General features: G+C 66.6%; 23 protein-coding genes. 4 read left to right on the top strand and 19 right to left on the bottom strand.

Annotation, left to right across the window (positions count from 1 at the left end; genetic code table 11):
* The first annotated feature begins 70 nt into the window (after positions 1-70).
* Positions 71-1585, top strand: coding sequence for an ATP-binding protein (locus AB5K84_RS11445; protein ID WP_011089633.1), 1515 nt, complete (start codon positions 71-73; stop codon positions 1583-1585).
* Positions 1586-1588: 3 nt separating this feature from the next.
* Here the strand turns inward: AB5K84_RS11445 and AB5K84_RS11440 are convergent, their stop codons facing one another.
* The 9 genes from AB5K84_RS11440 to AB5K84_RS11400 form a co-directional block, all read right to left on the bottom strand.
* Positions 1589-2329 carry an ABC transporter ATP-binding protein gene (locus tag AB5K84_RS11440; RefSeq protein WP_011089634.1) on the bottom strand — a complete coding sequence of 247 codons (741 nt, stop codon included), beginning with the start codon at positions 2327-2329 and terminating at the stop codon, positions 1589-1591.
* Complete coding sequence (locus AB5K84_RS11435) at positions 2326-3174, bottom strand: ABC transporter ATP-binding protein (protein WP_038965651.1); 849 nt, start codon at positions 3172-3174, stop codon at positions 2326-2328. The genes AB5K84_RS11440 and AB5K84_RS11435 overlap by 4 nt, the downstream gene beginning before the upstream one ends.
* The gene (locus AB5K84_RS11430; RefSeq protein ID WP_038965650.1) at positions 3174-4997 is read right to left on the bottom strand and encodes an ABC transporter permease; all 1824 of its coding nucleotides are present in this window, start codon (positions 4995-4997) and stop codon (positions 3174-3176) included. The genes AB5K84_RS11435 and AB5K84_RS11430 overlap by 1 nt, the downstream gene beginning before the upstream one ends.
* 56 nt (positions 4998-5053) lie before the next feature.
* Positions 5054-6211: an ABC transporter substrate-binding protein gene (locus AB5K84_RS11425; RefSeq protein ID WP_441232397.1), complete on the bottom strand. Its 1158-nt coding sequence runs from the start codon at positions 6209-6211 to the stop codon at positions 5054-5056.
* Positions 6212-6270: 59 nt separating this feature from the next.
* Positions 6271-6855 carry an alkylhydroperoxidase domain protein gene (locus tag AB5K84_RS11420; RefSeq protein ID WP_011089638.1) on the bottom strand — a complete coding sequence of 195 codons (585 nt, stop codon included), beginning with the start codon at positions 6853-6855 and terminating at the stop codon, positions 6271-6273.
* A gap of 12 nt (positions 6856-6867) precedes the next feature.
* Complete coding sequence (locus AB5K84_RS11415) at positions 6868-7494, bottom strand: CMD domain protein (RefSeq protein WP_038965667.1); 627 nt, start codon at positions 7492-7494, stop codon at positions 6868-6870.
* 114 nt (positions 7495-7608) lie between these two features.
* Entirely contained in the window at positions 7609-8646 is a 1038-nt protein-coding gene (locus AB5K84_RS11410) for a putative FMN-dependent luciferase-like monooxygenase (RefSeq protein ID WP_038965649.1), read from the bottom strand.
* A 126-nt stretch (positions 8647-8772) separates the two neighbouring features.
* Entirely contained in the window at positions 8773-9555 is a 783-nt protein-coding gene (locus tag AB5K84_RS11405) for a MetQ/NlpA family ABC transporter substrate-binding protein (protein ID WP_038965666.1), read from the bottom strand.
* 228 nt (positions 9556-9783) lie between these two features.
* Complete coding sequence (locus AB5K84_RS11400) at positions 9784-11259, bottom strand: MATE family efflux transporter (RefSeq protein WP_038965648.1); 1476 nt, start codon at positions 11257-11259, stop codon at positions 9784-9786.
* Positions 11260-11402: 143 nt separating this feature from the next.
* On the opposite strand from AB5K84_RS11400, the gene AB5K84_RS11395 reads away from it, so the two are divergent.
* Complete coding sequence (locus AB5K84_RS11395; protein WP_038965647.1) at positions 11403-11981, top strand: TetR family transcriptional regulator; 579 nt, start codon at positions 11403-11405, stop codon at positions 11979-11981.
* A gap of 48 nt (positions 11982-12029) precedes the next feature.
* On the opposite strand, the gene AB5K84_RS11390 is transcribed toward AB5K84_RS11395, so the two are convergent.
* Positions 12030-13217 carry a CaiB/BaiF CoA transferase family protein gene (locus AB5K84_RS11390; protein WP_038965646.1) on the bottom strand — a complete coding sequence of 396 codons (1188 nt, stop codon included), beginning with the start codon at positions 13215-13217 and terminating at the stop codon, positions 12030-12032.
* Positions 13218-13379: 162 nt separating this feature from the next.
* On the opposite strand from AB5K84_RS11390, the gene AB5K84_RS11385 reads away from it, so the two are divergent.
* Complete coding sequence (locus tag AB5K84_RS11385; RefSeq protein ID WP_038965645.1) at positions 13380-14267, top strand: VOC family protein; 888 nt, start codon at positions 13380-13382, stop codon at positions 14265-14267.
* Positions 14268-14272: 5 nt separating this feature from the next.
* Here AB5K84_RS11385 and AB5K84_RS11380 read toward each other — a convergent pair whose 3' ends face one another.
* From AB5K84_RS11380 to AB5K84_RS11340, 9 genes are all read right to left on the bottom strand, one after another.
* Positions 14273-15928, bottom strand: a complete 1656-nt coding sequence (locus AB5K84_RS11380; RefSeq protein ID WP_011089646.1) for a copper resistance D family protein — start codon at positions 15926-15928, stop codon at positions 14273-14275.
* A 10-nt stretch (positions 15929-15938) separates the two neighbouring features.
* Positions 15939-16301 carry a copper resistance CopC family protein gene (locus tag AB5K84_RS11375; RefSeq protein ID WP_038965665.1) on the bottom strand — a complete coding sequence of 121 codons (363 nt, stop codon included), beginning with the start codon at positions 16299-16301 and terminating at the stop codon, positions 15939-15941.
* 172 nt (positions 16302-16473) lie between these two features.
* Positions 16474-17544, bottom strand: a complete 1071-nt coding sequence (locus tag AB5K84_RS11370) for a HoxN/HupN/NixA family nickel/cobalt transporter (RefSeq protein ID WP_038965644.1) — start codon at positions 17542-17544, stop codon at positions 16474-16476.
* A 187-nt stretch (positions 17545-17731) separates the two neighbouring features.
* A complete protein-coding gene (locus tag AB5K84_RS11365; RefSeq protein WP_011089649.1) occupies positions 17732-18502 on the bottom strand; it encodes an amino acid ABC transporter ATP-binding protein in 771 nt (256 codons plus the stop codon).
* A 16-nt stretch (positions 18503-18518) separates the two neighbouring features.
* A complete protein-coding gene (locus tag AB5K84_RS11360; protein ID WP_038965663.1) occupies positions 18519-19361 on the bottom strand; it encodes a transporter substrate-binding domain-containing protein in 843 nt (280 codons plus the stop codon).
* A gap of 44 nt (positions 19362-19405) precedes the next feature.
* Positions 19406-20047 carry an amino acid ABC transporter permease gene (locus tag AB5K84_RS11355; RefSeq protein WP_011089651.1) on the bottom strand — a complete coding sequence of 214 codons (642 nt, stop codon included), beginning with the start codon at positions 20045-20047 and terminating at the stop codon, positions 19406-19408.
* A 6-nt stretch (positions 20048-20053) separates the two neighbouring features.
* Positions 20054-20722 (bottom strand): amino acid ABC transporter permease, encoded by a 669-nt coding sequence (locus AB5K84_RS11350; protein WP_038965643.1) that lies wholly within the window; start codon positions 20720-20722, stop codon positions 20054-20056.
* Between the two features lie 102 nt (positions 20723-20824).
* On the bottom strand, positions 20825-21925 hold the full coding sequence (locus tag AB5K84_RS11345; RefSeq protein WP_011089653.1) for a Gfo/Idh/MocA family protein: 1101 nt from the start codon (positions 21923-21925) through the stop codon (positions 20825-20827).
* Between the two features lies 1 nt (position 21926).
* Positions 21927-22787 carry a sugar phosphate isomerase/epimerase family protein gene (locus AB5K84_RS11340; RefSeq protein WP_011089654.1) on the bottom strand — a complete coding sequence of 287 codons (861 nt, stop codon included), beginning with the start codon at positions 22785-22787 and terminating at the stop codon, positions 21927-21929.
* A gap of 123 nt (positions 22788-22910) precedes the next feature.
* Here AB5K84_RS11340 and AB5K84_RS11335 point away from each other — a divergent pair, with 123 nt between their 5' ends.
* Positions 22911-23579: a TetR/AcrR family transcriptional regulator gene (locus tag AB5K84_RS11335; protein WP_028174210.1), complete on the top strand. Its 669-nt coding sequence runs from the start codon at positions 22911-22913 to the stop codon at positions 23577-23579.
* Positions 23580-23747 lie beyond the last annotated feature (168 nt).

The raw sequence follows: 23747 nt of genomic DNA, 5'->3' as shown, positions 1-23747 counted from the left end.
GTGGTGCTCGACGCGCCCCGGCCGGGTTGATAAGCCCCTGTCCGCGAATGATGGGGACTTGAGTCGGGACATGACGGTTGCGATCGAGATGGGGCAGACCACGGCGGGCGCCGCGGCGGCCATGGACCTCGAGGAACTGCTGGCGACCCGCCTCCTGGTGCAGGGCAATTCGGGCTCCGGCAAGTCGCATCTGTTGCGGCGGCTGCTGGAGCAGAGCGCACCCTGGGTGCAGCAGGCCATCATCGACCCCGAGGGCGATTTCGTCACGCTGGCCGAGCGCTTCGGCCATCTCGTGATCGAGGCCGAGGATCACACCGAGCGCGGCCTTCAGGTCGCGGGCGAGCGCGCGCGGCTGCATCGCGTCTCAACCGTGCTCAATCTCGAGGGCCTCGATGCCGAGAACCAGATGCGCCGTGCCGCCGCGTTTCTCGGCGGCCTGTTCGACGTCGATCGCGACCATTGGTACCCGATGCTGGTGGTGGTGGACGAGGCGCAGCTGTTCGCGCCGGCAGTCGCCGGCGAGGTGTCGGACGAGGCGCGAAAACTGTCGCTCGGTGCCATGACCAATCTGATGTGCCGCGGCCGCAAGCGCGGGCTCGCCGGCATCATCGCGACGCAACGTTTGGCAAAGCTCGCCAAGAACGTCGCGGCGGAAGCCTCCAACTTCCTGATGGGCCGGACCTTCCTCGACATCGACATGGCGCGCGCCGCCGACCTGCTCGGCATGGAGCGGCGCCAGGCGGAAGCCTTTCGCGATCTCGAGCGCGGCCAGTTCATGGCCCTGGGACCTGCGCTGTCGCGGCGTCCGCTGCGCCTGAACATCGGCCCGACCGATACCCACGCGCGCAACTCCACGCCGCGGCTGATGCCGATGCCGGACTCCGCACGCGAGGATATGCGCGACGTGATCCTGGCCGCACCGCCGCCCGATGCCAGCCGGCCGCAGCGCCGGCCCGCGCCGGATCTGCTCGAACAGCTGCGCGCCGCGAAAGCGGCCGCCACGCCGGAGATCCGGCCTGAGGTGGTCGAGGTTCAGGTCAGCGCGGAGGAGCTCGCGGAGCGGCGCGAACGCGTCGACCGGACCCTGCGTGCCGTGCTCGCCGAGCCCGATGCCGGCTTCCGCGCCGTCGGCGTGCTCTATCAGGAGTTCGTGGTCCGCTGCCGCATCGAGGGCCTCGGCGCGGCCGTGCCTGACCTCAACGAATTCCGCCGCATGCTGACGCGCGCGCGCGCCGGGCTTGGCGCCGAGCATGCCGAGGACGACGACTGGCAGGACGTGTCGCTGCGCGCCTCGATCCTGCCCGACGACATGCAGGGCGTCTTCATGATGATCGCGCGCGCGGCGAAGGAAGGCTGGCCCTGCCCGGGCGATGCCGCGATCGCCCGCGCCTATGGCTCGCATTCGCTGCGCCGCGCGCAGCGCCTGCTCAGCTACATGGAGGAGCAGGGTCTCATCGTCTGCCAGCTCGACGGCGGCGGACGCAGGATCGTGACGCTGGTGGAGCTGGCCTGGGCGACCGCGCCCGGTGATCCCAATGGCGACGATCTGCCGGCGGAGCCGGCACAGAGCGCAGCTTCGGCCTGATCGTTACGCGGCCTCGGCCCCGCCGAGATAGGCGTCGCGGACGCGAGGATCGTCCTTCAGCGCCCGCGCGGGGCCGGAGAGCACGATCTTGCCGGTCTGGAGCACATAGGCCTCGTGCGCGATCTCGAGCGCGAGGCTGGCGTTCTGCTCGACCATGAACACGGACACGCCCTCCTGGTTGATGGTGCGGATCAGCTCCAGCACGCGGTCGACATAGAGCGGCGACAGGCCCATGGTCGGCTCGTCCATCACGATCATCCTGGGACGGCTCATCAGCGCGCGCGCCATCGCCACCATCTGCTGCTCGCCGCCGGACAGGGAGCCTGCGCGCTGCGACAGCCGCTGGCCGAGCTTCGGAAACAGCGTCAGCATCTTGTCGAGATCCTGCGCCACCGCATCGCGGTCGTTGCGCACGAAGGCGCCCATCAGGATGTTCTCGCGGACGGTCATGTCCGCGAACAACCGCCGCGCCTCCGGCACCGAGGCGATGCCGCGGCGGACGATCTGCGGCGTGGAGAGGCCAATCAGCGAGGCGCCGTCGAACGTCACGTCGCCGGACCGCGGCTTGACGAGGCCGAGGATGATCTTCATCGTCGTAGACTTGCCGCTGGCATTGCCGCCGAGCAGGCAGACGATGTGGCCGCGCGCGACCGTGATCGACAGGTCGAAATGCACCTGGGCCTGGCCGTAGAAGGTGTTGACATCAGACAGCGCGAGCAGCGGCCCGGAAGAGGAATTCGTCATGCCGCGCTCTCCTGCTCCGCCGCCCCCGACAGGCCGTGACCGAGATAGGCCTCGATCACCTTGGGATCGCCACGCACCTGTTCGCCCGGTCCCTCCGCGATCTTCTTGCCCTCGTCCATGACGATGACGCGGTCGGAGAGGCGCATCACCATCTCGAGCTTGTGCTCGATCAACAGGATGGTCAGCCCCTCCGCCTTCAACTCGGCGACGAGGCCCTGCATTTCGGCAGTCTCGGTCGGGTTCATGCCGGCGGTCGGCTCGTCGAGCAGCAGCAGGCGCGGCTTAAGAGCGAGCGCACGAGCGATCTCGACGCGGCGGCGGTTGGCGTAGGAGAGGCTGTAGGCCGGCTGGTCGATCCGCGGCAGCAGCCGCTCGCCAAAGCGGGCGAGGATGGCTTTCACCTCCTCGCGCAGCCGCTCTTCCTCGGCCTTGACACTGGCGGGACGCAGCAGCGCCAGCCCCAATTCCAGCAGCGGGCCGATCACCGGCACCGCCGGCTTGACCGCGCGCAGCCGCGTATGCGCGCCGATCAGGACGTTGTCCATGACGCTGAGATTGCCGAAGACGCGGCCGAGCTGGAAGGTGCGGGCAATGCCCTCGGCCGCGAGGCGTTCCGGCGAAAGGCCGGTGATGTCCTGGCCTTCGAAGCGGACTTGACCTGCGTCGGGCCGGTCGAGCCCGGTCACGAGATTGAACAGCGTCGTCTTGCCGGCGCCGTTCGGGCCGATGATGCTGACGAGCCCGCCCCTGGCAAGGTCGAGATCGATGGCGTCGACCGCGGTGAGGCCGCCGAAGCGCCGCGTCAGCCCGCGCAGCGACAGCATGGAAATGTGCTGCTCTGCCATCACATCGTCCCCAACAGGCCCTGCGGCCTGAACCGCACCAGCAGCAGCAGCACGATGCCGTAGATCAGGATGCGGTACTCCGCCGCGATCCGGAACAATTCGGGCAGGCCGACCAGCGCCACCGATCCGACGATGGCGCCGACGACATTGCCGAGTCCGCCGAGGATCACGACCGTCAGCGCCAGGATGGACTGCTGCGTGTTGAAGGTCTCGTGGTTGATGTAGGAATAGAGATGCGCGGCGATGCCGCCGCTGACACCCGCCGCAAACCCGCCGAAGATGAAGGCCAGCGATTTGTAGCGGTTCAGGCTGAGGCCGTAGGCGCGCGCGGCGATGTCGTCGTCGCGGATGGCGCGAAAGCTGCGGCCGAGATGCGAGCCGAGCAGGCGCGCCTGGAGCAGCGCCAGAACGACCATGACCGCAAGGCTGAACCAGTAGACCGACGACGGGCTGACGAGGTCGTAGCCGAACAGCGACAGCGGCGGAATGCCGGAGATGCCGATCGGCCCGCGCGTGACGCTCTCCCAGTTCAAGATCACCAGCGACACGATCTCGCCGATGGCGAGCGTCGCGATCGAGACGTAGTGCCCGCGCAGGCGGAACGACGGCGAGATCAGAGCGGTGCCGAGCGCAGCGCTCATCAGGCCGCCGCCGATGATGGCGAGGCCGACGGGAACGGCGAAGCTCAGCGACAGCAGCGCGGACGTGTAGGCGCCGATCGCGAGCAGCGCCGCATGTCCAAGCGAGACCTGCCCGATCGTGCCTGCAACGAGCGTGAGGCTGAGCGCGAGCATGCCGAGCAGCCAGGCGTTGATCAGGGTCTGGAGCACGTAGAAGGACACCGGGAACAGCGGCAGGATCGCAAAGGCAGCGGCCGCCACCAGCAGCGCCCAGCGCGGAATGCGCACCGGCCGGCTCGGCGCGATGAAAGTCCCGGTGAGCGGCTCGGGCGGCGCCTGCCGCGCGCTGGCGAACAGGCCGTTCGGCCGCAACACCAGCACGACGACCAGCAGCAGGAACGCGAACAGATTGCGGTAGCTGGTGCCGAACACGGCTACGCCGTAGCTTTCGACCAGTCCCAGCAACAGGCTCCCGATCACCGCGCCCGGCACGTTGCCGGCGCCGCCGACGACTTCGGCGACGACGCCCTTGAGTGTCGCCTGAAGGCTCATCGCGGTGTCGATCTGGTTGTAGTACATGCCGACCAGCATGCCGGAGACGCCGCCGAGCGCCGCGGCGATGCCGAACACCGCCTGATTGACGCGGTTGACATCGACGCCCATCTGCATCGCGGCATCGCGGTCCTGCGCCGTGGCGCGCACCGCCCAGCCGAGCTTGCTGTAGCGCAGGAACACGAACAGCAGCAGCGCGCTGGTGATGCCGACGCCGGCGATGAGCAGATCGAGCGGCCCGATCGTGCCGCCGCCGATCTGGAAGCGGACGTCCGGCAACTGGCTCGGCAGCGCACGCGGGTTCGGCGAGAACGTCAGCATCACCAGCTGGTCGAGCACGAAGCTGATGCCGATGGTCGCGAGCAGCGGCGCGATGCGCACCGAGTTCTGGAGCGGCCGCAGGCCGAACCGCTCGATGATCAGCCCGACCAGCGCTGCGGCCACCGCGACCACGATGATGGTGAGCGGCAGCGGCGTATGCAGCTGCACCACCGCGACCCAGCCGATATAGGCACCGACCAGATAGATCGAGCCTTGCGCAAAGTTGATCAGCCGGCTGACGCCGAAGATCAGCGCGAGCCCGACTGCAACAAGGGCGTAGACATTGCCGACGATCAGCCCGTTGATCGTGTAGTCGAGCCAGGAAGACAAACGTTGGTCCCCGCGTAGGAAGGAAGGCAGCCGGAGCGAATGCTCCAGCCAATAGGTCAGGTTGGCTTGCCGTCCCAGAGCGCGAACTGGCCCTTGCGCACGACCAGTTCTGCGTTCATGGCGCCCTTGACCCGGCGGCTCTCGACGTCGAACGTCGCGGAGCCGAAAATGACGCTCGACACATCCTTCACCTTGGCGAAGGCGTCGCGGATGGCGCGGCGATCGGTGCCGCCGATCCTCACGACCGCGGCCGCCATGTTCATCGCGTCGTAGGCATAGGCGTTGAAGGCGTCGGGCTCCTGCCCGTTGTACCTGGCCTTGAAGCCCGTGATGAATTTCTTCACCTCGGGCCTGGGATCCTCGGGGAAATAACGCGTGCCGAGATGGACGTCCTCGACCGCCTCGCCGCCGAGCTCCAGAAATTTCGGCGAGTATACCGAGCTTGCCGCGCAGATGGTCTGCTTCAGCCCGACCTGGCGGGCCTGGCGCGCGATCAGCGCACCGTCGGAATAGTAGGAGATCAGGATCAGCCCGTCCGGACTGGCGTCGCGCACGCGCACCAGGGTGGAGCGGAAGTCGCGCTCCTCCGCGATGTAGCCCTCGGTCACCGCGATCTCGGCGCCGTATTCCTTCGCCGCCTTGACGAAATAGTCGCGGCTGGTGCGGCCCCAATCGGTGTTGAGGTGGAGTATCGCGAGCTTCTTGAGACCGAGGCGCTTGACGGCATAGGCCGCCAGCAGCGGCTGCTCGTCGGCCTGGCTCACCGACGTGCTCCACATGAAGTCGCCACCCTTGGTGAAATCGGGGTGCGAATTGGTGAAACCGAACTGCACGAGGCCGCCGCGCTGATAGATCGGGGATGCCGCCATCGAGGCCGGGCTGGAGAAATCGCCGAGCTCCATGACGATCCGGGGATCGGACACGAACTTCTGGGCGATCGCCACCGACTGGCGCGGGTCGCTCTGGCTGTCCTCGAAGCTGTAGGCGAGCTTGTGGCCGTTGATGCCGCCGGCGGCCTGGATCTCGTCGAGTGCGAGATCGAAGCCCTGCTTCCACTGCGTGCCATATTGCGCGTTCGGCCCGGTCAGGGGGCCGCTGACGCCGAGCAGGATCGGCTCGGACGACTGCGCAAACGCGCTGCGCGAGAAGGCCGCTCCCGCCATCATGGCGGCGAGCGAGCCCTTGACCAGGGTACGGCGATCGATGTTGCTCATCTACGGCTCCATCCACTCAATGTTGAAACAAGCAGCAATTTCCATGCCGGTGAGATTGCCTATTTCGAGGGCTCACCGAGCGACAGCATCAGCCGGTTCGCCCAGTTGAAGAACGAGGCGCCGTTGATGACGTCGACGATCTCGGCATCGTCGAGACCGGCGCGGCGCAGCTCCTCGACATTGTCGGGCCCGAACGCGATCGGCGTCGCGGCCAGCGCCACCGAGGCCTTGACCACGGCATTCCAGCGCTCGCCGAGATCGGCCTCGACGCCTTCGTCGAGCAGCCGCTGCACGTCGTCGCGGCGCTTGGAATAGGTGCTGGCAAATCGCGCATGCACGGAGGCGCAATAGATGCAGCCGTTGTAGCGCGAGGTCGCGGCGGCTGCGAGCTCGCGCTCGGCGCGCGGCAGGCCATCGGCGACGTTGTAGAAGATGTCCTTGTCGGTCTTGGTGCGGGCTTCCAGCACCTCGGGATCGCGCACCAAGAGGCGGAAATATTCCGACTTGGCGCGGGCGCGATCGACCAGGCCGGCGAAGTGCCGCTCGGTCAGCTCGGCCTCGGGCAGCGGGTCGATCCACGACACCCAGCCGAGCTCGTCCTGGGTGAAGACGACGGGCGGATTGACTGTGTTTGCAGCGCTCATGATGCAGCCTCCTTACGCGCCAGCCGCGGCGTTTGCAGTGCGCCCAAGCGAGGCGCCGAGCACGCGCAGGCCCGTGACGACGCGCACCTGGAACGACAGGAACGCAACGAGCTGGGAGAAGGTGACGATGCCGGTATTCGACCAGCCGGCGGCCAGCAGCGCCTTCATGTCGGCGGACGCGGCATCGCGCGGCCGGAACACCAGCAGATGCGCATGCTCAAGCGCCGCAACGAGCCGAGGACCGAGGTCGGGTTTGCGCTCTGCGCTGACGCGATAGATCAAACCGGCCGTGTTCTCGACCGACAGCGGTCCAGCCGGGAAAGCGCCGTACGGGCCCGAGGTCGCGCCGCGCGCGATTTCGACCTCGATCGCTTCGACCAGGCGCGCTCCTTCGGCGGTCGCCGCGAGCTTTGCCCGGTAGAACGCGGCGACAACGGGCTCGCGGTGAAGACCGATCACGAAGAACGCGACCGCGGCGCGCTCGGAAAGCGAAAAATCGCCGGCGTCGATCGGCTCGAACAGCGACAGATAGCTCTTCTGCGCGTTCTCGCGCGCCTGCACGCGCTTCGCGCGGATGCCGTCCAGGGCGGACCCCGGTTCGATCCCGGCGAGCGTGTCGATGATATCCTTCGTCGCCATCATTCAGCCTCGTGCAACGCGATCATGTTCATTCCGACTATTGTTTGAGCGTGATTTTTCGGAAGACCGCTGCGGACTTTGCACTAACGCGGCCCTTCGGCTCCGGATCATGCTTTAGCCCGCCAGCGCCACGTCTTGCGCCGCCGTCCGGGTCCAGCCCAGCGCCGGCGCCACCTTGTCCGCGACCAGCTCGATCGAGCGCAGGATATAGGGGTGCGGTGCATCGACCGAATGCGCCTGGAAGACCAGGTCGGTCACCCGCTCCAGCGTCGCGTCGCCACGCAGCGAGGCGATGACCTCGTCGGCGGCGCCGACATGCGTGTCGAACGCGGTGATCATCTCCGCCAGCGTCTCGCCCGGCGGAAGGTGACCGCCCTTCATGAATTGCGGCAGCGCGCGCCGCAATCCAATGTCGGCAAGGCGCATCGCCTCACGATGGTCGTCGGCGACGAAGACGCTGCGCGAGGCCATGATGCGCGGCTCGCGTCCCGGCGGCAGCGCTTCGAGATAGGCGTCGATGATCGGGTTCTGGATCTCGGCCAGCGTTGCGCGCGGCGCATCCTTGGCCCGCGGCTGCGTGCGCGAGAGCAGGAGGCCATCGCCCGCCTTGCCGGCGCGGGCGCCGCCGGCGACCGAGAATGTCGCCTGCCAGATCCGGCCGTCCAGTTGCGGCCGCTGCGGATAGAGCGTGTCGCCGCCGGTGAGCGGCTTGCCGGCGAGCGCAGTGCGGACGACCTCGAGATTGCGCGCAAAGATCTCGTTGCGCTGGGCACCATCGAGACCGAAGGCGGCAAAAGCCGACGGATTGCCGCCGGTGCCGACGCCGAGTTCGAACCGGCCGTCGCAGAGAAGGTCGAGCACCGCGGCGTCCTCCGCCACCCTCACCGCATTCTCCAGCGGCAGCGTGACGATGCCGGTGCCGAGGCGGATGCGCGAGGTCTGCGCGGCGACATAACCCAGGAAGGTGAAGGGCGACGGCAGGCCGCCCTCACGCTCGTGAAAATGGTGCTGCGCGATCCACGCGGAATCGAGGCCGGCCTTCTCGGCGCGCACGATCTGCTCGGCCGCGAAGCGATAGCGGTCCGCCGGCGGCGCCTCGTCGAGAAGCCGCGTGAAGAAGCCCAGTCTTTTCAGATTTGCGAACCGTTTCATGCCAACCGCGCCCAACGTTGCAACAGCCCGCATGATGTCCGCTGCCGCAGCGCGAGGCAAGCAGCCGCCGCGCAGGGCTGCCACCCCGGAGCCGTCCATTCCTGCCGAAGATACGACGCCGGCTGCCTACCAGCTGGGCAGCACCGCCCCCTTGAACTTGGTCAGGACGAACTCCTTCACCTCAGGCGTATGGTAGCTGTCCACGAGCACCTTGACCCAGGGCTTGTCCTTGTCGGCGGTGCGAACCGCGATCAGGTTGACATAGGGTCCCTTCGGGTCCTCGCGCAGGATCGGATCCTTGACCGGATCGAGGCCCGCCTGGGTTGCATAGTTGGTGTTGATCGCGGCTGCGTCGACGTCGTCGAGCGCGCGCGGCGCCTGCGCGGCGTCGACCTCGATGAACTTCAGCTTCTTGGGATTCTCGGTGATGTCGAGCACCGTGGGCTTGAACCCCGTGCCATCCTTCAGCTTGATCACGCCCTTGTCGCGCAGCAGCAGCAGCACGCGGCCGCCATTGGTCGGATCGTTCGGGATCGAGACCTTGCCGCCCTCCGGGATGTCGGCGAAGGCCTTGTGCTTCTTCGAATAGACGCCGATCGGGAAGTTCACGGTCAGGCCGACGGCCTCGATCTTGTAGCCGCGATCGGCTTTCTGGTTGTCCAGATACGGCTGGTTCTGGAACGAATTGGCCTGGATCTCGCCGGCGTCGAGCGCGGCGTTCGGCACCACATAATCGGAGAACTCGAGCAACTGGATATCGAGCCCCTGCCTGGCGGCGATCGGCTTCACCGCCTCGAGGATCTGCGCATGCGGCCCCGGCGTCACGCCGATCTTGATGGTCTCGGCTGTTGCTGTGGCCAACCAGGCGGCGAGCACGGTCGAGAGGATCAGAGGGAGGCGAAACGACATCTTGGTCTCCGTAGGTCTGCGACAATGATTGGAACCGTATTCGCTTCTCCGCAGGATGAAATCAATAAAATGGAAATCCATATTGGCGGCCTGGGCGGGCCACACCTTCTCCATTCGACGCCAAACAGAAAACGAATTCACGGCGCCCGACGGCGCTACAGTTGCTGACCAACGCGCTACTGCTGCCGGTGCCGGCCGTTGGCGTTGCCAGCATCAGGTGAGCCGCGCCTATTCGGACCGCCAGGTCGACGGCGACAGCATGACCAGGGCGCAGATCGCGGCATAGGCTACGAGCGCCACCGCGACCATGGTGGCGAGCCCCGCCATGCCCGCGCCAAAGCTTGCCACCGCGATCCAGCCGCCGCCGGCGGCGATCAGGATCCGCGCGATCGAGGAGGCGAGCGGCCCCATGGCGCGCCCGGTGCCTTGGGCGGCGAAGGACGTGACGAAGCCGAAGCCGAGCGCGGCATAGGCCGGCGCCACGATGCGCAAATAGGTCATGCCTTCGCTCACCACTTCGGCATCGCGGCTGAAGAGATTGAGCCAGGCGGTCGGGAAGATCGCGACCAGTAGGCCAATCGTCCCGGTCATGACCATGCCGACGATGCCGCTGATCCAGCCGATCCGGCGCGCCCGCGCGGTCTGGCCCGCGCCCATGTTGACGCCGACCATGGTCAGGGTCGCCGTGCTAATGCCGAACAGCAGCGGGATCATGATGTAGTCGAGCCGCGAGGCGATGCCGTAGCCGGCGAGCGCGGAGGTGCCGAACAGGCCGACCGCGCCGGTGACGAGGATGACGGTGAGGTTGGTCAACACCGCGTTGAAGGCGGTTGGGATGCCGACCGTCAGCATGTCGCCGAAGATTTTTGGGCGCAGCGGCACGATGTGCAGCTTCAGGCCTGTCGCACCCGATGCCATGTAGCGCAGCAGGAACAGCATGGCCGCGCCATAATAGAGGCCGAAGGCGACGCCGGCGCCGCCGATGCCGAGCCGCGGGATCGGCCCGAGGCCGAAGATCAGCGCCGGCGAGACCGGGATGGTCACGATTGCGCCGACCAGCGTCACCAGCGCGGGCACCTTGACGTTGCCCGAGCCACGCAGCGCCGCCGCCTGGAGGTTGACGATCCACACCGGAATGGCGCCGGCGAACAGATAGTTGGAATAGGTGGTGGCCGCAGCGAGCGCATCGCCCTGGCCGCCGAGGGTCCGGTAGAGCCACGGGCCGCCGAGAGTCACGCCGAGCGTGAACACACCGCCGGCGAGGATGGCGAGCACGACGGCATGAAACAGCGCCGCCTCGGCGTCATCACGGCGCCCCGCCCCGACCGCGCGCGCGACCGAGGACGCAACGCCAGAGCCGAACCCGCCGTTCGACATCATGGTCATCAGCATGAAGATGGGGAACACCAGCGCGGCGCCCGCCAGCGCGTCGGTACCGAGGAACCCGACATAATAGGCCTCGGCAATATTCACCGCGGTCTGAGCCACCAGCACGGTCACGGTCGGCGCGGCCAGCTTGAGCAGCGTGGGCAGGATCGGCGCGGTCAGCAGTGCCGCTCGCCGCTGCTCCGCCGCGCTTAGGGTGCCGGCGGCGCCTGGGGTGACGGCGGCGCCTGGCGAAGCCGCCTGGCGAAGCGGAGCCGCGGCATGGGCCGCGACTTGTGCGGCGGGCAAGGCCGGGGCGGCGGCATCCTCGACTGACATGGCCACGGTCCTTGCGTGCCTGCCGGACCGCCGCCGATCGGCCGCCCATTGCATTATGCTCATAATGTAATATTATGATCGTAATGCAATAGCCCCCTCCTCACGATTTCGTTGGCCGGGGTGGGCATCCCAAGGAGGCGCGATTGGCGCGGTACGACAAGGGACACCGGGACGCGACGCGGCCGCACATCATCGACGTCGCCTCGGCGCAGTTCCGCGAGAGCGGCATCGCCGCCGTGGGTCTCGCCGGCATCATGTCCGCGGCCGGCCTGACCAACGGCGCCTTCTACACACATTTCGAATCCAAGGAGGATCTGGTGCGCGCGGTGCTGCTGGATGCGCTTGAGCGGCGCGAGCAGCGGCACAAGGACAATCTCGAAAACGGCATCGCCCTGGAGACTACGATCCGCGACTACCTCTCGCCGCGCCATCGCGACCACGCCGGGACCGGCTGCCCGACCGCGGCGCTGGCGTCCGAGATCGCGCGGCATCCGAAGACGACGCGCGATGCCTTCACCGCAAAGATGTCCGACATCATTGCGCTGATGGCGGCGCAGATGCCGGATGGCACGGCTGCGGAGCGCCGGCGGCGCGCGATGTCGGTCTATGCGACCATGGTCGGCGCGCTGCAATTGTCGCGGGCCGTGAGCGACAAGCAGTTGTCGGAGGAAATTCTGGAGAACGCGGTGAAGGCCGCGTTGGCGCTTGCGAATGGGCGGTGACGCGTTCGAAATCTTCGGCGACCCAACTGCGGCCGCTCTCCGACCCAGCTAGACGATGCCGCTTTGCCGGAGCGCGGCGATCGCGGCCGCGTCATAGCCGAGCTCCGCGAGGACACGATCGGTATGCTCGCCGAGCGTCGGCGGGCGGCTCGCGATGTCACCCGGCGTTTCCGACAGCCGCACGGCGGCCCGCGCCACCGGCGCGGGCTTCGGCAAGCCCGGATAATCGACGTCCTGCATGAAGCCGGCGGCACGAATGTGCGGATGATCCAGCGCCTGTTGCGGGCTGAGCACCGGCCCTGTCGGAATCATGGCCTTGCCCAGCGTGTCGACGGCCTCCTGCGTGGTGCGCTCGGCGCACCAGCGCGCCATCCGCTCGCTGATGACGGGGCCGTTGTTGCCGCGGCTGATGTCGTCGGCAAAGCGCGGATCGTTCAGCCACTGGTCCTCCTCGCCCATCAGCTTGGCCCAGCGCTTGAACAGCGGATGACCGGTGACCTGGCACAGCACCCAGCCGTCCCTGGTGCGGTAGATGTCGGCGGGCGCTGCGGTCTGGCCGAGATTGCCTGTCGGGACGCGGTTGACGTTGATGACGGCCTGCTCGATCAGCGTGGCATTGGTGAAGGACAACGCGGTGGCCAGCAGCGCGCCCTCGACGATCTGCCCACGGCCGGACTTGCCGCGCTCGATCAGCGCCGCGAGCGTGCCGAACGCGCAGTGCAGCGCGGTTCCGAAATCGACCCAATTGACCGCGGCGCGGTAGGGCGGATCGCCGGCGCCGGTCATGTACACCGAGCCTGACATGACCTGGCCGACACCGTCGAAGCCGACGCGGTCGGACCAGGGCCCCGGCCCGCCGAATGCGGTTGCCGTCGTCAGGATGATGTCGGGCTTGATCGCGCGAAGCGAGTCGTAATCGAGCTTCATCGCGCGCAGGGTCTGCGGCGGCAGGTTGGCGACGACCACGTCCGCGGTCGCAACCAGGCGGCGCATCACCTCCTGCCCCTCCGGCTTCATCGGATCGAGCGTGATGCACTTCTTGTTGCGGTTGACCTGGAGGAACAGCGCGCCCTCGCCGCCCGCGCCGACCGGCGCCACGAAGCGATCCTCGCTGCCGTCGCGCTTTTCAACGCGAATGACCTCGGCGCCGAATTCGGCCAGCAAGGTCGCGCAATAGGGACCCGCGATATAGCGCCCGAAATCGAGGACGCGCACGCCTTCCAGAACTCCCCCCATTGACCCTTTCCTTGATGTCTTCCGCCCAGATTACAGGGAATGGTTGCCGCGGCAAGGTGGCCGACGGCATGCCCCGATCAGCAGATGTGATCGGCCGACGGTTCGACTGGCCGACGTTCTGCTCTAATATGACCCGTCCGTCCCACACCCAGAGCCACAGCCATGCCGCAACAGTTCGATCGATCCGCTGAAGACCTCGGCAACGCGATCCATTTCGAGCACGTCAACATCCAGGTCCCGGATCAGCGCCTGGCGACGTTATTCTACGTCACGGGACTTGGGCTCACCCGCGATCCCTATCTGATGGTGTCGGACACCAACATGTGGATCAACGCCGGGCGGAGCCAGTTTCACCTGCCGAGCGGCAGGCCGCAGGTGCTGCGCGGCCATACCGGCCTCGTCATCGAGGGCCGCGAGGCGTTGCTGGCGCGATTGGCATCGGTCGCGAAGAAGCTCGAGGGGACGGCATTCACGTTCGCCGAGCACAATGACCATGTCGAGGCCGTCTGCCCATGGGGCAACCGGATGCGTGTCTATGAACCTGACGCGGCGCGGTTCGGCCGCATCTCGCTCGGCATTCCCTATGTCGAGTTCGACGTGCCGATCGGAACGGCATCGGCGATTTGCGCCTTCTATCCTGACATCATGGGCATGCCCTCAGGCATGCGGAATGGCGACGGCACGGTTGCGGCGGTGAAGACGGGCCGCGACCAGCACCTGCTGTTCCGCGAGAGCGATCGGCCGCAGGGCGAGTATGACGGGCACCATGTGCAGATGTACATCACCGACTTCTCCGGCCCCTATCGCAAGCTGCTGGCGCGCAACCTGATCTCGCGCGAGGACAATCAATATCAGTACCGGTTCTGCGACATCGTCGATCTCGACAGCGGCAAGAAGCTGTTCACGGTCGAGCACGAGGTGCGCAGCGCGACCCACCCGATGTTCATGCGGCCGATGGTCAATCGCAATCCTGTCGTCACCAACCGGAACTACGCGTTCGGCCATGATCAGACGTCATGGGCGATGGGCCCGGATCAGTACGACGGATAGCGCGTTCAGGCTTCGCGGTAATCCAGCAGGATCAGCCCGACCAGGATGAAGGCGACCGGCCAGATCCAGGCCGCCGCCCGCCTGACCCGGCCGTCGAGACGCAGTTCGAGCCAGCGGGCCCAGCCGGCGGCGACGCCGCAGAGCGCAAGCGGGGTGTGGCTCATCTCGATGAGCAGCTGGTCCTTGATGTTGGCGATCGCATGAGAATGCGTGAGCAGCAGGGCGCCGCCGAGCGCCGTGGTCAGGGGAAACACCAAGGCCGACGGACCGGCCTTGGTGCCGCGCAGCCGCACACGCCATTCGAACAGGCCGAACACGGCGATGAGCAACACGAAGATGCGATGCTGCGCCACCTCCGGATCACGCAGCGACTCGAAGAAGCCCGCCGGGCCGAGCGGCCAGGCCTGCTCGTCGGCGCGGAAGAACAGGAAGGCCGCCATCGCGAGGAAGAGCAGCGGCCAGTGCCGCGCCCAGCGCCCCCAGCGGAAATGCTCGACCAGCGCCAGGAGCCCGATCAGCACCACGAAGACGCCGGCCCAGTGATGGTTGTACTCCGACCAGGCGATATCTTCCGCATTTCGCGGCAGGATCGTGCCCTCACCGGGAACGTAGGCCGATTGCGCGCTCGCGCGCCCGGCGTCCGCCAGCGTGATCTTCGCCTGGAGCTGCGCGACGGTCAGTCTGTCGTAATCCGGGCTGGTCAGGCGCGGCGGCCATTGCAGCGCAGCGCGCTCGACGATCTCATGCCAGTCCAGGCGATCATGAGGGAGATCCGCGCCCGGCGGCAATGACGTCAGGGACGCCGCAGCAAGCAGCACGGTGATGCCGATGCCGATCTCGACCTCGGCGAAACGCTTCAGGCGAAAGATCGGCGTCGTGGGGTCGCGGCGCAGACGTTCGACGAGGAAGTAATTGCCCGCGCCAAGCATCAGCAGCATCAAGAGCAGCCCGACCTTCGCCAGGGTCATGACGCCATAGGCGGTGCCGTAGATCGCCGCGACGGAGCCGATATAGTTCGCCGCCATGACCAGACCACCGCAGACGATCGCCGCGACCGCCGCCATCGACATCAACGAATAGCGGCGCGCAATGAGGCGCCAGTCGCCGGCGTCCTTGCAGCCGTTCAGCGCGATCAGGAAATAGGGCAGACCGCCGATCCAGACGGCCGCCCCCGCCATGTGACCCGCATCGGACAGCAGCAGCGGCCAGCGCACATCCGGCCGGCTGGCCGCATGCGTGAGCCGGGTCTGCATCGCGAGCGCCAGCACCGACAGGGCGAGAAGCGCGGCCGACCGCACCCGGTGCGCGGGGCCTTTCGTCAGGACGGCGATGCCGACTGCGCAAGCCGCGATCACGAGGTCAGCACGGCCAAAATCAGCAGTGACCGCTTCGCTCCAGGGCACCTGGAGCGTCCCGACCAGCGCGGCCGCGTTGAGCGCCAGCGAGGCGACGGTGAGGAGCGCCCATGCGACGGCGCTGAACTGCAGGAACGTGCGGCATCGCTCCTCGATCGAGAGGCCAAAGACGGAGAGCTGCGGCTGCAGCGGCCCCCACAGCAACAGCTGAAACGCGAGACCGCCGAGGGTGAACGACTGGGCGATCAGGATCAGGCCCCGCAGGACCACCGACAGATAGCCGAAGATGTCGAGGAGCAGGTACACGGCCGTGGTTTCAGCGGACGGTGAACGGAATGTCGCCGCGGGTGATGTGCCCGTCGACGCTCAAAACCTGCCAGCGCAGGTGCCATGTCCCCGCCGGTAGTAGCGTCGCATCGGCATTGAGCTCGTCGGCGGGCGCATCGGAAGCCGGCCTCAGCGCGCGCGACGCACCATCCGGTGCCAGCAGCGTCAATTTCGAGCGCGCGTGATCGATCCGGCTGTTGAAGTGCAGGCGGATCGCGACGTTGTCGCCGGATATTGTCGCGCCGGTCGCCGGCGAGGACGAGACGATGATGGCGTGGGCCTGGGACGCGTTCGGATGAGCAGGAAACCACAGGGCGGATAGAACGAACGCGATTCGGAACAACGCGCGCATGATGCTCACTCGCTGTCGACAGCCGTCTCTTTCACCCGCCCACTGGCGTGTGAACTTTACCGGACGCTATGTTGGAGCGAGTTGGTCGTTCGCAAGAGCGCGAGGAATTTGGATCTGATCGCGGATCGCGGAAAATCGCCGATTGTTGCCGTTGCGACACACTCAGGTGCGATCACCCCGGCGCGGCGCCCCTGCTCAGCTCGTCAGGATCGACCATGCGCCGCCGGGCGCTCGGAGCCATACGGCGATAGAGCACGACCGAGACGAGCCAGGCGAGCGCGAACAGCGCGATCACGGCGAAGCCGAAATTGGCGAGCGAGTCGTTGACGGCCTCGACCAGCGACCACAGCCCGCCGGACAGGCCGAGCCGGTCGCCGATGAGCCCCAGCGCCTCGATGCCGCCGATGAACAGCGCGACCGCGACCGAGGCGCCGGTGATCGTGAGGTTGTACCAGAGCTTGCGATAGGGATCGACGAAGGCCCAGCGATAGGCGCTCACCATCAGCGCGGAATCGGCGGTGTCGACCAGCGCCATGCCGGCGGCGAACAGGGCGGGGAACACCAGCACATGCGCGAGCGAGGCGCCGCGCGCGGCTTCGGTGGCGGAGATGCCGAGCAGGCCGATTTCGGTCGCGGTGTCGAAGCCGAGCCCGAACAGCAGGCCGAGCGGATACATGTGCCAGGGTTTGGTAACGAGGCGGAACATCGGGCCGAGCAAGCGCGCCAGGAATCCGCGGGTCGCGAGCAGCGCCTCGAGCTGCGCGGCGTCATGAATGCCTTGCTCGCGCACCTCGCGCAGGATCCGCCACAGGCCGACGAAGATGGCGAGATTGATCGCCGCGATCACCAGCAGGAACAGCGCCGACACCGAGGTGCCGATCAGGGCGCCGATCTCCTTCAGCAGGCTGTCGCCGCCGAGACTCACGACGCCGAGCGCGAGCAGCGTGGTCGCGGCCAGGACGACCGTGGAATGGCCGAGCGCGAAATACAGGCCGACGCTTCGCGGCGTGTCGCCCGCCTGCATCAGCTTGCGCACGACATTGTCGATCGCGGCGATGTGGTCGGCATCGACGGCGTGACGCAGGCCGAACACCCAGGCGAGCAGCGCGGTCGCCATCACCGCGGGCCGGTCGCCGAACATCGCGAAGGCGAAGACCCATGCGGCGATGTTGGCGGCGATCAGCCCGCCGAACAGCACGCCGGGCTCGAACGCCTGCCTCGCGACACCACCTGACTGAATCACGTCACCCCTCCGAGTATGATGTTTATACCAATCCATCATACTCGCCGGCAAGAGCGGGGCCATGTTCGGGGGACACAGCCGGTCACCCGGGAACGCGCGTCTCCACGATCGGCGATCGCGACATAGCGACGGCAGTTCGCGTCGAGCGCCTGGGCGGCGTGCAGGCGACCATCGGACCATCCCCGACTCAATGCGCCGCCAAGATCTCTCCCAGAAACTTCCTGGTGCGATCGTGCTGCGGATTCCTGAAGAAGCTTTCGGGCTCGGCCTCCTCCACGATCCTGCCATCGGCCATGAAGATCACGCGATCGGCGACCTGCCGCGCAAACCCCATTTCATGGGTGACGCAGATCATGGTCATACCATCCGTCGCGAGCCCGATCATGGTGTCGAGGACCTCCTTGACCATTTCGGGGTCGAGCGCGGAGGTCGGCTCGTCGAACAGCATCACCTTCGGCTCCATGCAGAGCGCGCGCGCAATCGCAACGCGCTGTTGCTGGCCGCCCGACAACTGGGCCGGATATTTCTCGGCCTGGTTCCCTATTCTGACCCGATCGAGCAGACGGCGCGCGGTCTCTTCGGCTTTCACCCGCGGCACACCCCGGGAGCGCATTGGCGCCAGCATGCAGTTCTCCAGCACGGTCATGTGCGGAAACAGGTTGAATTGCTGGAACACCATCCCGACCTCACGACGCACGGCATCGACCGAGCCGGCAGCGTCGTTCAGCCGCGTGCCGGCGACGACGACTTCGCCGCGCTGGTACGCTTCCAGCGCATTGATGCAGCGGATGAGGGTGGACTTGCCCGAACCGGACGGCCCGCACAGAACGATTTTCTCGCCCGGGCGGACCGTCAGGCTGATCTCGGTCAGGACCTGGTAGGTGCCGTACCATTTGCAGACGTCGCGCATGGCGATCATCGGTTCTGGGGCAGTTTCGATCGCGGCTACACCCGGCATGGCGCTCTCTCCGTGCCTAGCTGACGTTGAAGGGAATACCGGGAATGGTGTCGGGGAAAGCCGGCAGCGGATTATTCATCCACTTCTGATAGATCTTCGCCAGCTCGCCATTGGCCCTGATCTTCTCAATGAAGTCGTTGGCGAAGGCGTTGATCTCCTTCTCTCCGAGCCGGGTGCAGGCGCCGTTGTAGAGTTTCGTGAATTCGAGCTTGTTCTCGTAATAGCCGGGCTTCGATTCATCGAGGCGCGGAACGTAGAAGATGTTGCCACCGACCGCCTGGACCTGACCGGACAGCAGGGCCTGCATGGTCGGCGCGTCGCCGTCGAAGCGGCGAATGGTGGTGCCCGACGGCGCGGCCTTGGTTACGTCGCTGTCCTGCACGCTGCCGCGCGCGACGCCGATGACGTATTTGCCCATGTCGGCCGGAGATTTGATCTCGAACTCCTTCGGCGCGATGAAGGTGATGATGTTCGCGCCGTAGGGTTTTGAGAACTGCACGGCCTTGGCCCGCTCCGGCAGCATGGCCATGGTCGCGAACAGGATATCGACACGACCGGAGGTCAGGGCCGGGATACGATTGGCGACCGCCAGTTGCGTGAACTCGGCGGGCACACCGAGCTCCCTGGCGAACAGCGCCGAAATCTCCGCATCGTACCCATCCTGCTTTCCCGTCGCATCGACAAATCCCCAGGGCGGATTATCGCCCTGGATGCCGATCAGAACCTTGCCCCTCGCCTTGATCTCCGACGGCGTCACCGCATAAGCGGCGCGCGTCAGCACGAATGGCGCGGCGATCGTCGCGGCTCCGAGCGCCAGCAGACGACGCCGATTGAGTCCTGTGGTCCTTGCGTTGGTCATCATTCCCTCCTCTGTCCTCGTCCTGTTGTCTGTCGTTGCCCTCGTCATCGCGCGGCGACGGCCATCCGGCGTTCGAGCTGCGCGCCAACGAGCGACAGCGGCCAGCAGATGGCGAAATAGAGGACGCACACCAAGCCGAGGACGAGCAGCGGCTTGAAGTTCTGGTTGGACACGATGGTCCCTGCCCGCATCAATTCGGTGAAGCCGATGATCGCTGCGAGCGACGTTCCCTTGATCAGCTGGACCAGAAATCCGATCGTCGCCGGCAGCGAAATGCGGATCGCCTGCGGCAGGACGACATCCTGCATCTGCGAGCCGTAGTTGAGGCTCAGCGCCTTGGCGGCCTCGACCTGGCCTTTCGGCACCGCCTCGATCGCGCCGCGCCAGATCTCGCCGAGGAACGCGCCGGAATGCAGTGTGAAGCCGATGGAGACCGAAACCCAGGCATCGAGCTTGAGGCCCGCCAGCGCCAGCCCGTAATAGACCACGAACAATTGCATCAGAAGCGGCGTGCCCTGGAACAAGGCGATGTAGCCGGCCGCGACGCGCTCCAGCGCGCGGTGGCCCGACGTGCGCGCGAGCGCCACGCCGAGGCCGGCGATCGAGCCGACCACGAAGCCGATCGCGGACAGCGCAAGTGTCCATTTGAGGCCACCGAGCAGAAACAGGAACTGATTCCGGTCCATCGCCCCTCACTTCACGGGATAGCTGAAGTAACGCGCGTTGATCAGCGCGAACATCTGCATCAGCATCCACGACATGGCGAAATAGAGCAGCGTGACGACGCCATAGACCTCGAAACTGCGGAAGGTATTGGTCTCGATCGTCTGCCCGACCGAGGTCAGTTCATAGGCCGAGATCGCAGACGCGATGCTGGTCGTCAGCGTCAGCATGATGAACTGGCTGGTCAGCGACGGATAGATCGCGCGCAGCGCCGGCTTCAGCACGATCAGGCGGAACACCTGCGCCCGGCTCAGGCTGAGCGCGAGACCGGCTTCCACCTGCCCCTTGTTGATCGACTGCACGCCACCGCGGATGATTTCGATCGCATAGGCCCCGCCGTTGACACCGAGCGCGATGATCGCGGTCAGAGTCGGATCGAGGCGAACGCCGACCAGCGGCAGCGCGAAGAAGATGAAATAGATCTGCCCGAGGAACGGCGTGTTGCGGATCGCCTCGACAAAGGCGATGACGAGCCAGCGCAGCGCCAAGACGCGGGATTCGCGCAGCACGACGCCGCCAATCCCGATCGCAAGCGCCAGCACCATGCCGGACAACGCGAGCTCCAGCGTTCCCGCACAGCCCCACAGCAGGTCCGGAAGTCCGTCCAGCACGGGGCTAAAGTCGAACGTGTAGTTCACCTCGTTCCCTCCCTCCGGGCCGGCCCTTTTGCCGGCGTCGTTGAGATCGCGCCGCGGCTCTGCCCATCCTGGTCCGCCGAGCGGCGGTGAATGTGTTTGCGCTCAGGAAGCCCTTTGCTGGTCTGACGTTGCCGGCACGACCGGACTTGCGAGCGTTTCGTAGCGATGGCGCAGGTCGACGCGTCGTCCACCGGCGGCGGCCTCGGCGACCGCCAGGGTCGCGATCAGGCTGCGCGCGCCGTCCTCGACCGGCTGCAATGACCGCGCGTTGCCGCGAATGATGTCGCGGAAATGGTCGAGCTGGGCGACGTAGGGGTCAACCGAGGAGGCATGGATGCGCTGGGCCTGGATCGGCTTGTTCCAGTCCTGCGCGCCGCCGGCCTGCGACCATTGCACGAGCGCCGGAAATTCGATCGACCCGGTTCGGCCGAGGAAGCGATAGCTGCTCTCGCCGCTGAACGGGAATTCGGGGGCCTCGCCGAGCCCCTGCTCGGAGGTCCAGGGCGAGACGGCGCTGTCGCTGATGAAAAACGTGCCGAGCGCGCCGCTGTCGAATTCGATCAGCGCCGCGGCGGTATCCTCGACCGCAAAGCTGCGCTGGCGGTTCGACGCAATCGCTTCCACGGCGACGATCTCGCCCACGGTGAAGCGCAGGAAGTCGATTTCGTGGATGAGGTTGATCAGGATTGGTCCGCCGCCAGCCTGCGAGCGCCATGGCGCGATCTCGAAATAGGCCGCCGGCTTGTGGGTGGCCCAGATCGCCGACACCCCGACGACATCGCCGATGCGCTTGTCTCCCAAAGTCGCCTTCAGCGTCCTGACCTGCTGATGGTGGCGGCGGTGATGCCCGACCAGCGACTGGATGCCGGCCTTGCGCACCTCGGCAATCAGGCTTGCCGCGGTCTCCACCGTGTCCGTGACCGGCTTCTCGATCAGGATGTGAATCCCGCGCCTGGCGCATGCGATGCCCTGCTCGGCATGAAGCTGGTTGGGTGAGGCGATGATCACGGCCTCCGGCCGCGCCTCGTCGAGCAGTTTCCGGTAGTCGGCGAAGACAGGGGTCCCGGGATAATCGGCTGCGATCCGATCGGAGTTCACGTCCGCGATGCCGACGAGGTCATAGTCCCCACGTCCGGCCAGCTTGGCGAGGTGCTTCCGCCCGATCAGCCCCGCGCCGATGACGCCTATGGTGATGTTCTTCATCTCACGTCGTCCGTATCTGGATTGGGCCGCCGGCTTCGCGGCGATGGTCTGGCCGCCACGCTCCCCGTGGCCGATGCTCGAGCAGGCGCCTCGTGGCGTCGAACGCGGTGGCGAGCCGGGGCCGCACCGCCAAGGCCGGCAACGGCATCTCGACGCTGAGGCTCGCGTCCACCGGAAGCGCTTCGAGGAGCTCGCCGAGCGGCAAGGCGCCTTCGCCCGGCGGCAACCGGCCTTCGCGCGCTTCAGCGATGATGGCGGCATCGCTCGCAGGCATATCCGCGACGACGTCGCAGATCTGCGCGGCGCGCAAATAGTGCGCGGGAATCGAGATCAAGTCGCCCGGCTTGCCGCCGCAACGATGGAGATGCAGCGCATCGACGAGAATGGTGCCGTTGGCCTTGCCCGCGCCACGCACGATCGCCGCGGCCTGCGGCAGCGAGCCAATCGCGCGCCAGCGCATGAACTCCAGGTCGACACGCAGGCCGAATTGCTGCGCGAGGTCGCAGAGATCAGCGAAATGCGCGGTGAGGCGGACCGGATCGTCGTCATCCCCCGATGCCGTGACCGCCACCGCGCCGAGATCGGCTGCGGCTTCGAACAGGCCCGCGAGCGCCGGAATGTCGATGCGAGGCGTGAGCTGAACGAACTCGATCTCGTTCAGTCGCACTCCCTCGCCGGCGAGAGACCGTTTGAGCTCGCGGTGCGCGTCCGTTCCCATCCGCGTCGGATAGGCAGGTCCGCCGGCAGTCGCAGGGATCGCGCGCAGGCCGATGAAGCTGAAGCCGGCACGCGCGGCCTCGGCCACAAGCGCGACAGGCGCAAGGTCCAGGGCCGTCAGATGAGCAAGGCCGAGATCCGTCATAGATAATTAATCCATAGGTTAATTAGAATTAACCTATGGGATAATTGATGTCAAGGACCGCCGATTGCGCTATGGAGGGTGGGGCAAGCAGGCCTGGCCGGATGCAAAGGACCGAACCGCCGGATGAGACCCAAGGAAAAGCCCGTCGCGGAGGACGCGAAGCAGCCGCCGGTGCGGCGGCGCGACCGGGAGCGCACCAAGCGCGAGATCCTGGAGATCGCGTTCGCGGAATTCGCCGAGAACGGCCTCGCCGGCGGCAATACCGATGCCATCGCCGCACGCGCCAACATCACCAAGCGGCTGATTTTCTACTACTTCAAATCCAAGGAAGAGCTGTTCACGGCCGTGCTCGAGATGGCCTACGCCAAGATGCGCGTCGCCGAGCAGGATCTTCACCTCGAAGCGCTCGCGCCGGAGGCCGCGATTCGCAGGCTGGCCGAGTTCACCTTCGATTTCGACCAGGCCAACCCGGAATATGTCCGGCTGGTCACGATCGAGAACATCCATCGCGGACGGCACATCCGGGGCAGCAAGAAGCTCAAGGAGATGACGCGGCCGATTGTCAGCCAGATCGCCGCGGTGCTGGACCGGGGCGTTCGCGCCGGCGCGATCAGACCCGGCATCGATCCGATCGAACTGCACATGTCGCTGAACGCGCTCTGCTTCTTCTCGGTCGCGAACCGGCATACGTTCGAGGCGCAATTCGCAACCGACATGTCCTCGCAGAAGGCCAAGGCACAGCGGCGGCTCGAAATCGCCGACCTGCTCTGGCGCTATGTGCGGAGCGACTAGCGAAGGCGAATTGACGATGCCCCGCCCGGCTGGGCGCGATGCATCGTCGCGACGGCACGACCGCGCCATACACACCTTCGCCATTTCGCCGCAGGGGTTCCCCGCCTTGTCGGCATTGCCGCCTTGCCCGCGATGCAACATGATGGGCCGCCGGTGACGACTTTTCTG

This window comes from Bradyrhizobium sp. 1200_D9_N1_1, from assembly GCF_052075915.1.
Lineage (GTDB): Bacteria > Pseudomonadota > Alphaproteobacteria > Rhizobiales > Xanthobacteraceae > Bradyrhizobium > Bradyrhizobium diazoefficiens.
This window is presented reverse-complemented; position numbering and strand designations above follow the sequence as displayed.

Bases quoted from the DNA above. Each gene is read 5' to 3' on its own strand.
- AB5K84_RS11445 (WP_011089633.1), top strand. From the start codon at position 71: ATGACGGTTGCGATCGAGATGGGGCAGACCACGGCGGGCGCCGCGGCG.
- AB5K84_RS11440 (WP_011089634.1), bottom strand. From the start codon at position 2,329: ATGACGAATTCCTCTTCCGGGCCGCTGCTCGCGCTGTCTGATGTCAAC.
- AB5K84_RS11435 (WP_038965651.1), bottom strand. From the start codon at position 3,174: ATGGCAGAGCAGCACATTTCCATGCTGTCGCTGCGCGGGCTGACGCGG.
- AB5K84_RS11425 (WP_441232397.1), bottom strand. From the start codon at position 6,211: ATGAGCAACATCGATCGCCGTACCCTGGTCAAGGGCTCGCTCGCCGCC.
- AB5K84_RS11420 (WP_011089638.1), bottom strand. From the start codon at position 6,855: ATGAGCGCTGCAAACACAGTCAATCCGCCCGTCGTCTTCACCCAGGAC.
- AB5K84_RS11415 (WP_038965667.1), bottom strand. From the start codon at position 7,494: ATGGCGACGAAGGATATCATCGACACGCTCGCCGGGATCGAACCGGGG.
- AB5K84_RS11410 (WP_038965649.1), bottom strand. From the start codon at position 8,646: ATGAAACGGTTCGCAAATCTGAAAAGACTGGGCTTCTTCACGCGGCTT.
- AB5K84_RS11405 (WP_038965666.1), bottom strand. From the start codon at position 9,555: ATGTCGTTTCGCCTCCCTCTGATCCTCTCGACCGTGCTCGCCGCCTGG.
- AB5K84_RS11400 (WP_038965648.1), bottom strand. From the start codon at position 11,259: ATGTCAGTCGAGGATGCCGCCGCCCCGGCCTTGCCCGCCGCACAAGTC.
- AB5K84_RS11390 (WP_038965646.1), bottom strand. From the start codon at position 13,217: ATGGGGGGAGTTCTGGAAGGCGTGCGCGTCCTCGATTTCGGGCGCTAT.
- AB5K84_RS11385 (WP_038965645.1), top strand. From the start codon at position 13,380: ATGCCGCAACAGTTCGATCGATCCGCTGAAGACCTCGGCAACGCGATC.
- AB5K84_RS11375 (WP_038965665.1), bottom strand. From the start codon at position 16,301: ATGCGCGCGTTGTTCCGAATCGCGTTCGTTCTATCCGCCCTGTGGTTT.
- AB5K84_RS11365 (WP_011089649.1), bottom strand. From the start codon at position 18,502: ATGCCGGGTGTAGCCGCGATCGAAACTGCCCCAGAACCGATGATCGCC.
- AB5K84_RS11360 (WP_038965663.1), bottom strand. From the start codon at position 19,361: ATGACCAACGCAAGGACCACAGGACTCAATCGGCGTCGTCTGCTGGCG.
- AB5K84_RS11355 (WP_011089651.1), bottom strand. From the start codon at position 20,047: ATGGACCGGAATCAGTTCCTGTTTCTGCTCGGTGGCCTCAAATGGACA.
- AB5K84_RS11345 (WP_011089653.1), bottom strand. From the start codon at position 21,925: ATGAAGAACATCACCATAGGCGTCATCGGCGCGGGGCTGATCGGGCGG.
- AB5K84_RS11340 (WP_011089654.1), bottom strand. From the start codon at position 22,787: ATGACGGATCTCGGCCTTGCTCATCTGACGGCCCTGGACCTTGCGCCT.
- AB5K84_RS11335 (WP_028174210.1), top strand. From the start codon at position 22,911: ATGAGACCCAAGGAAAAGCCCGTCGCGGAGGACGCGAAGCAGCCGCCG.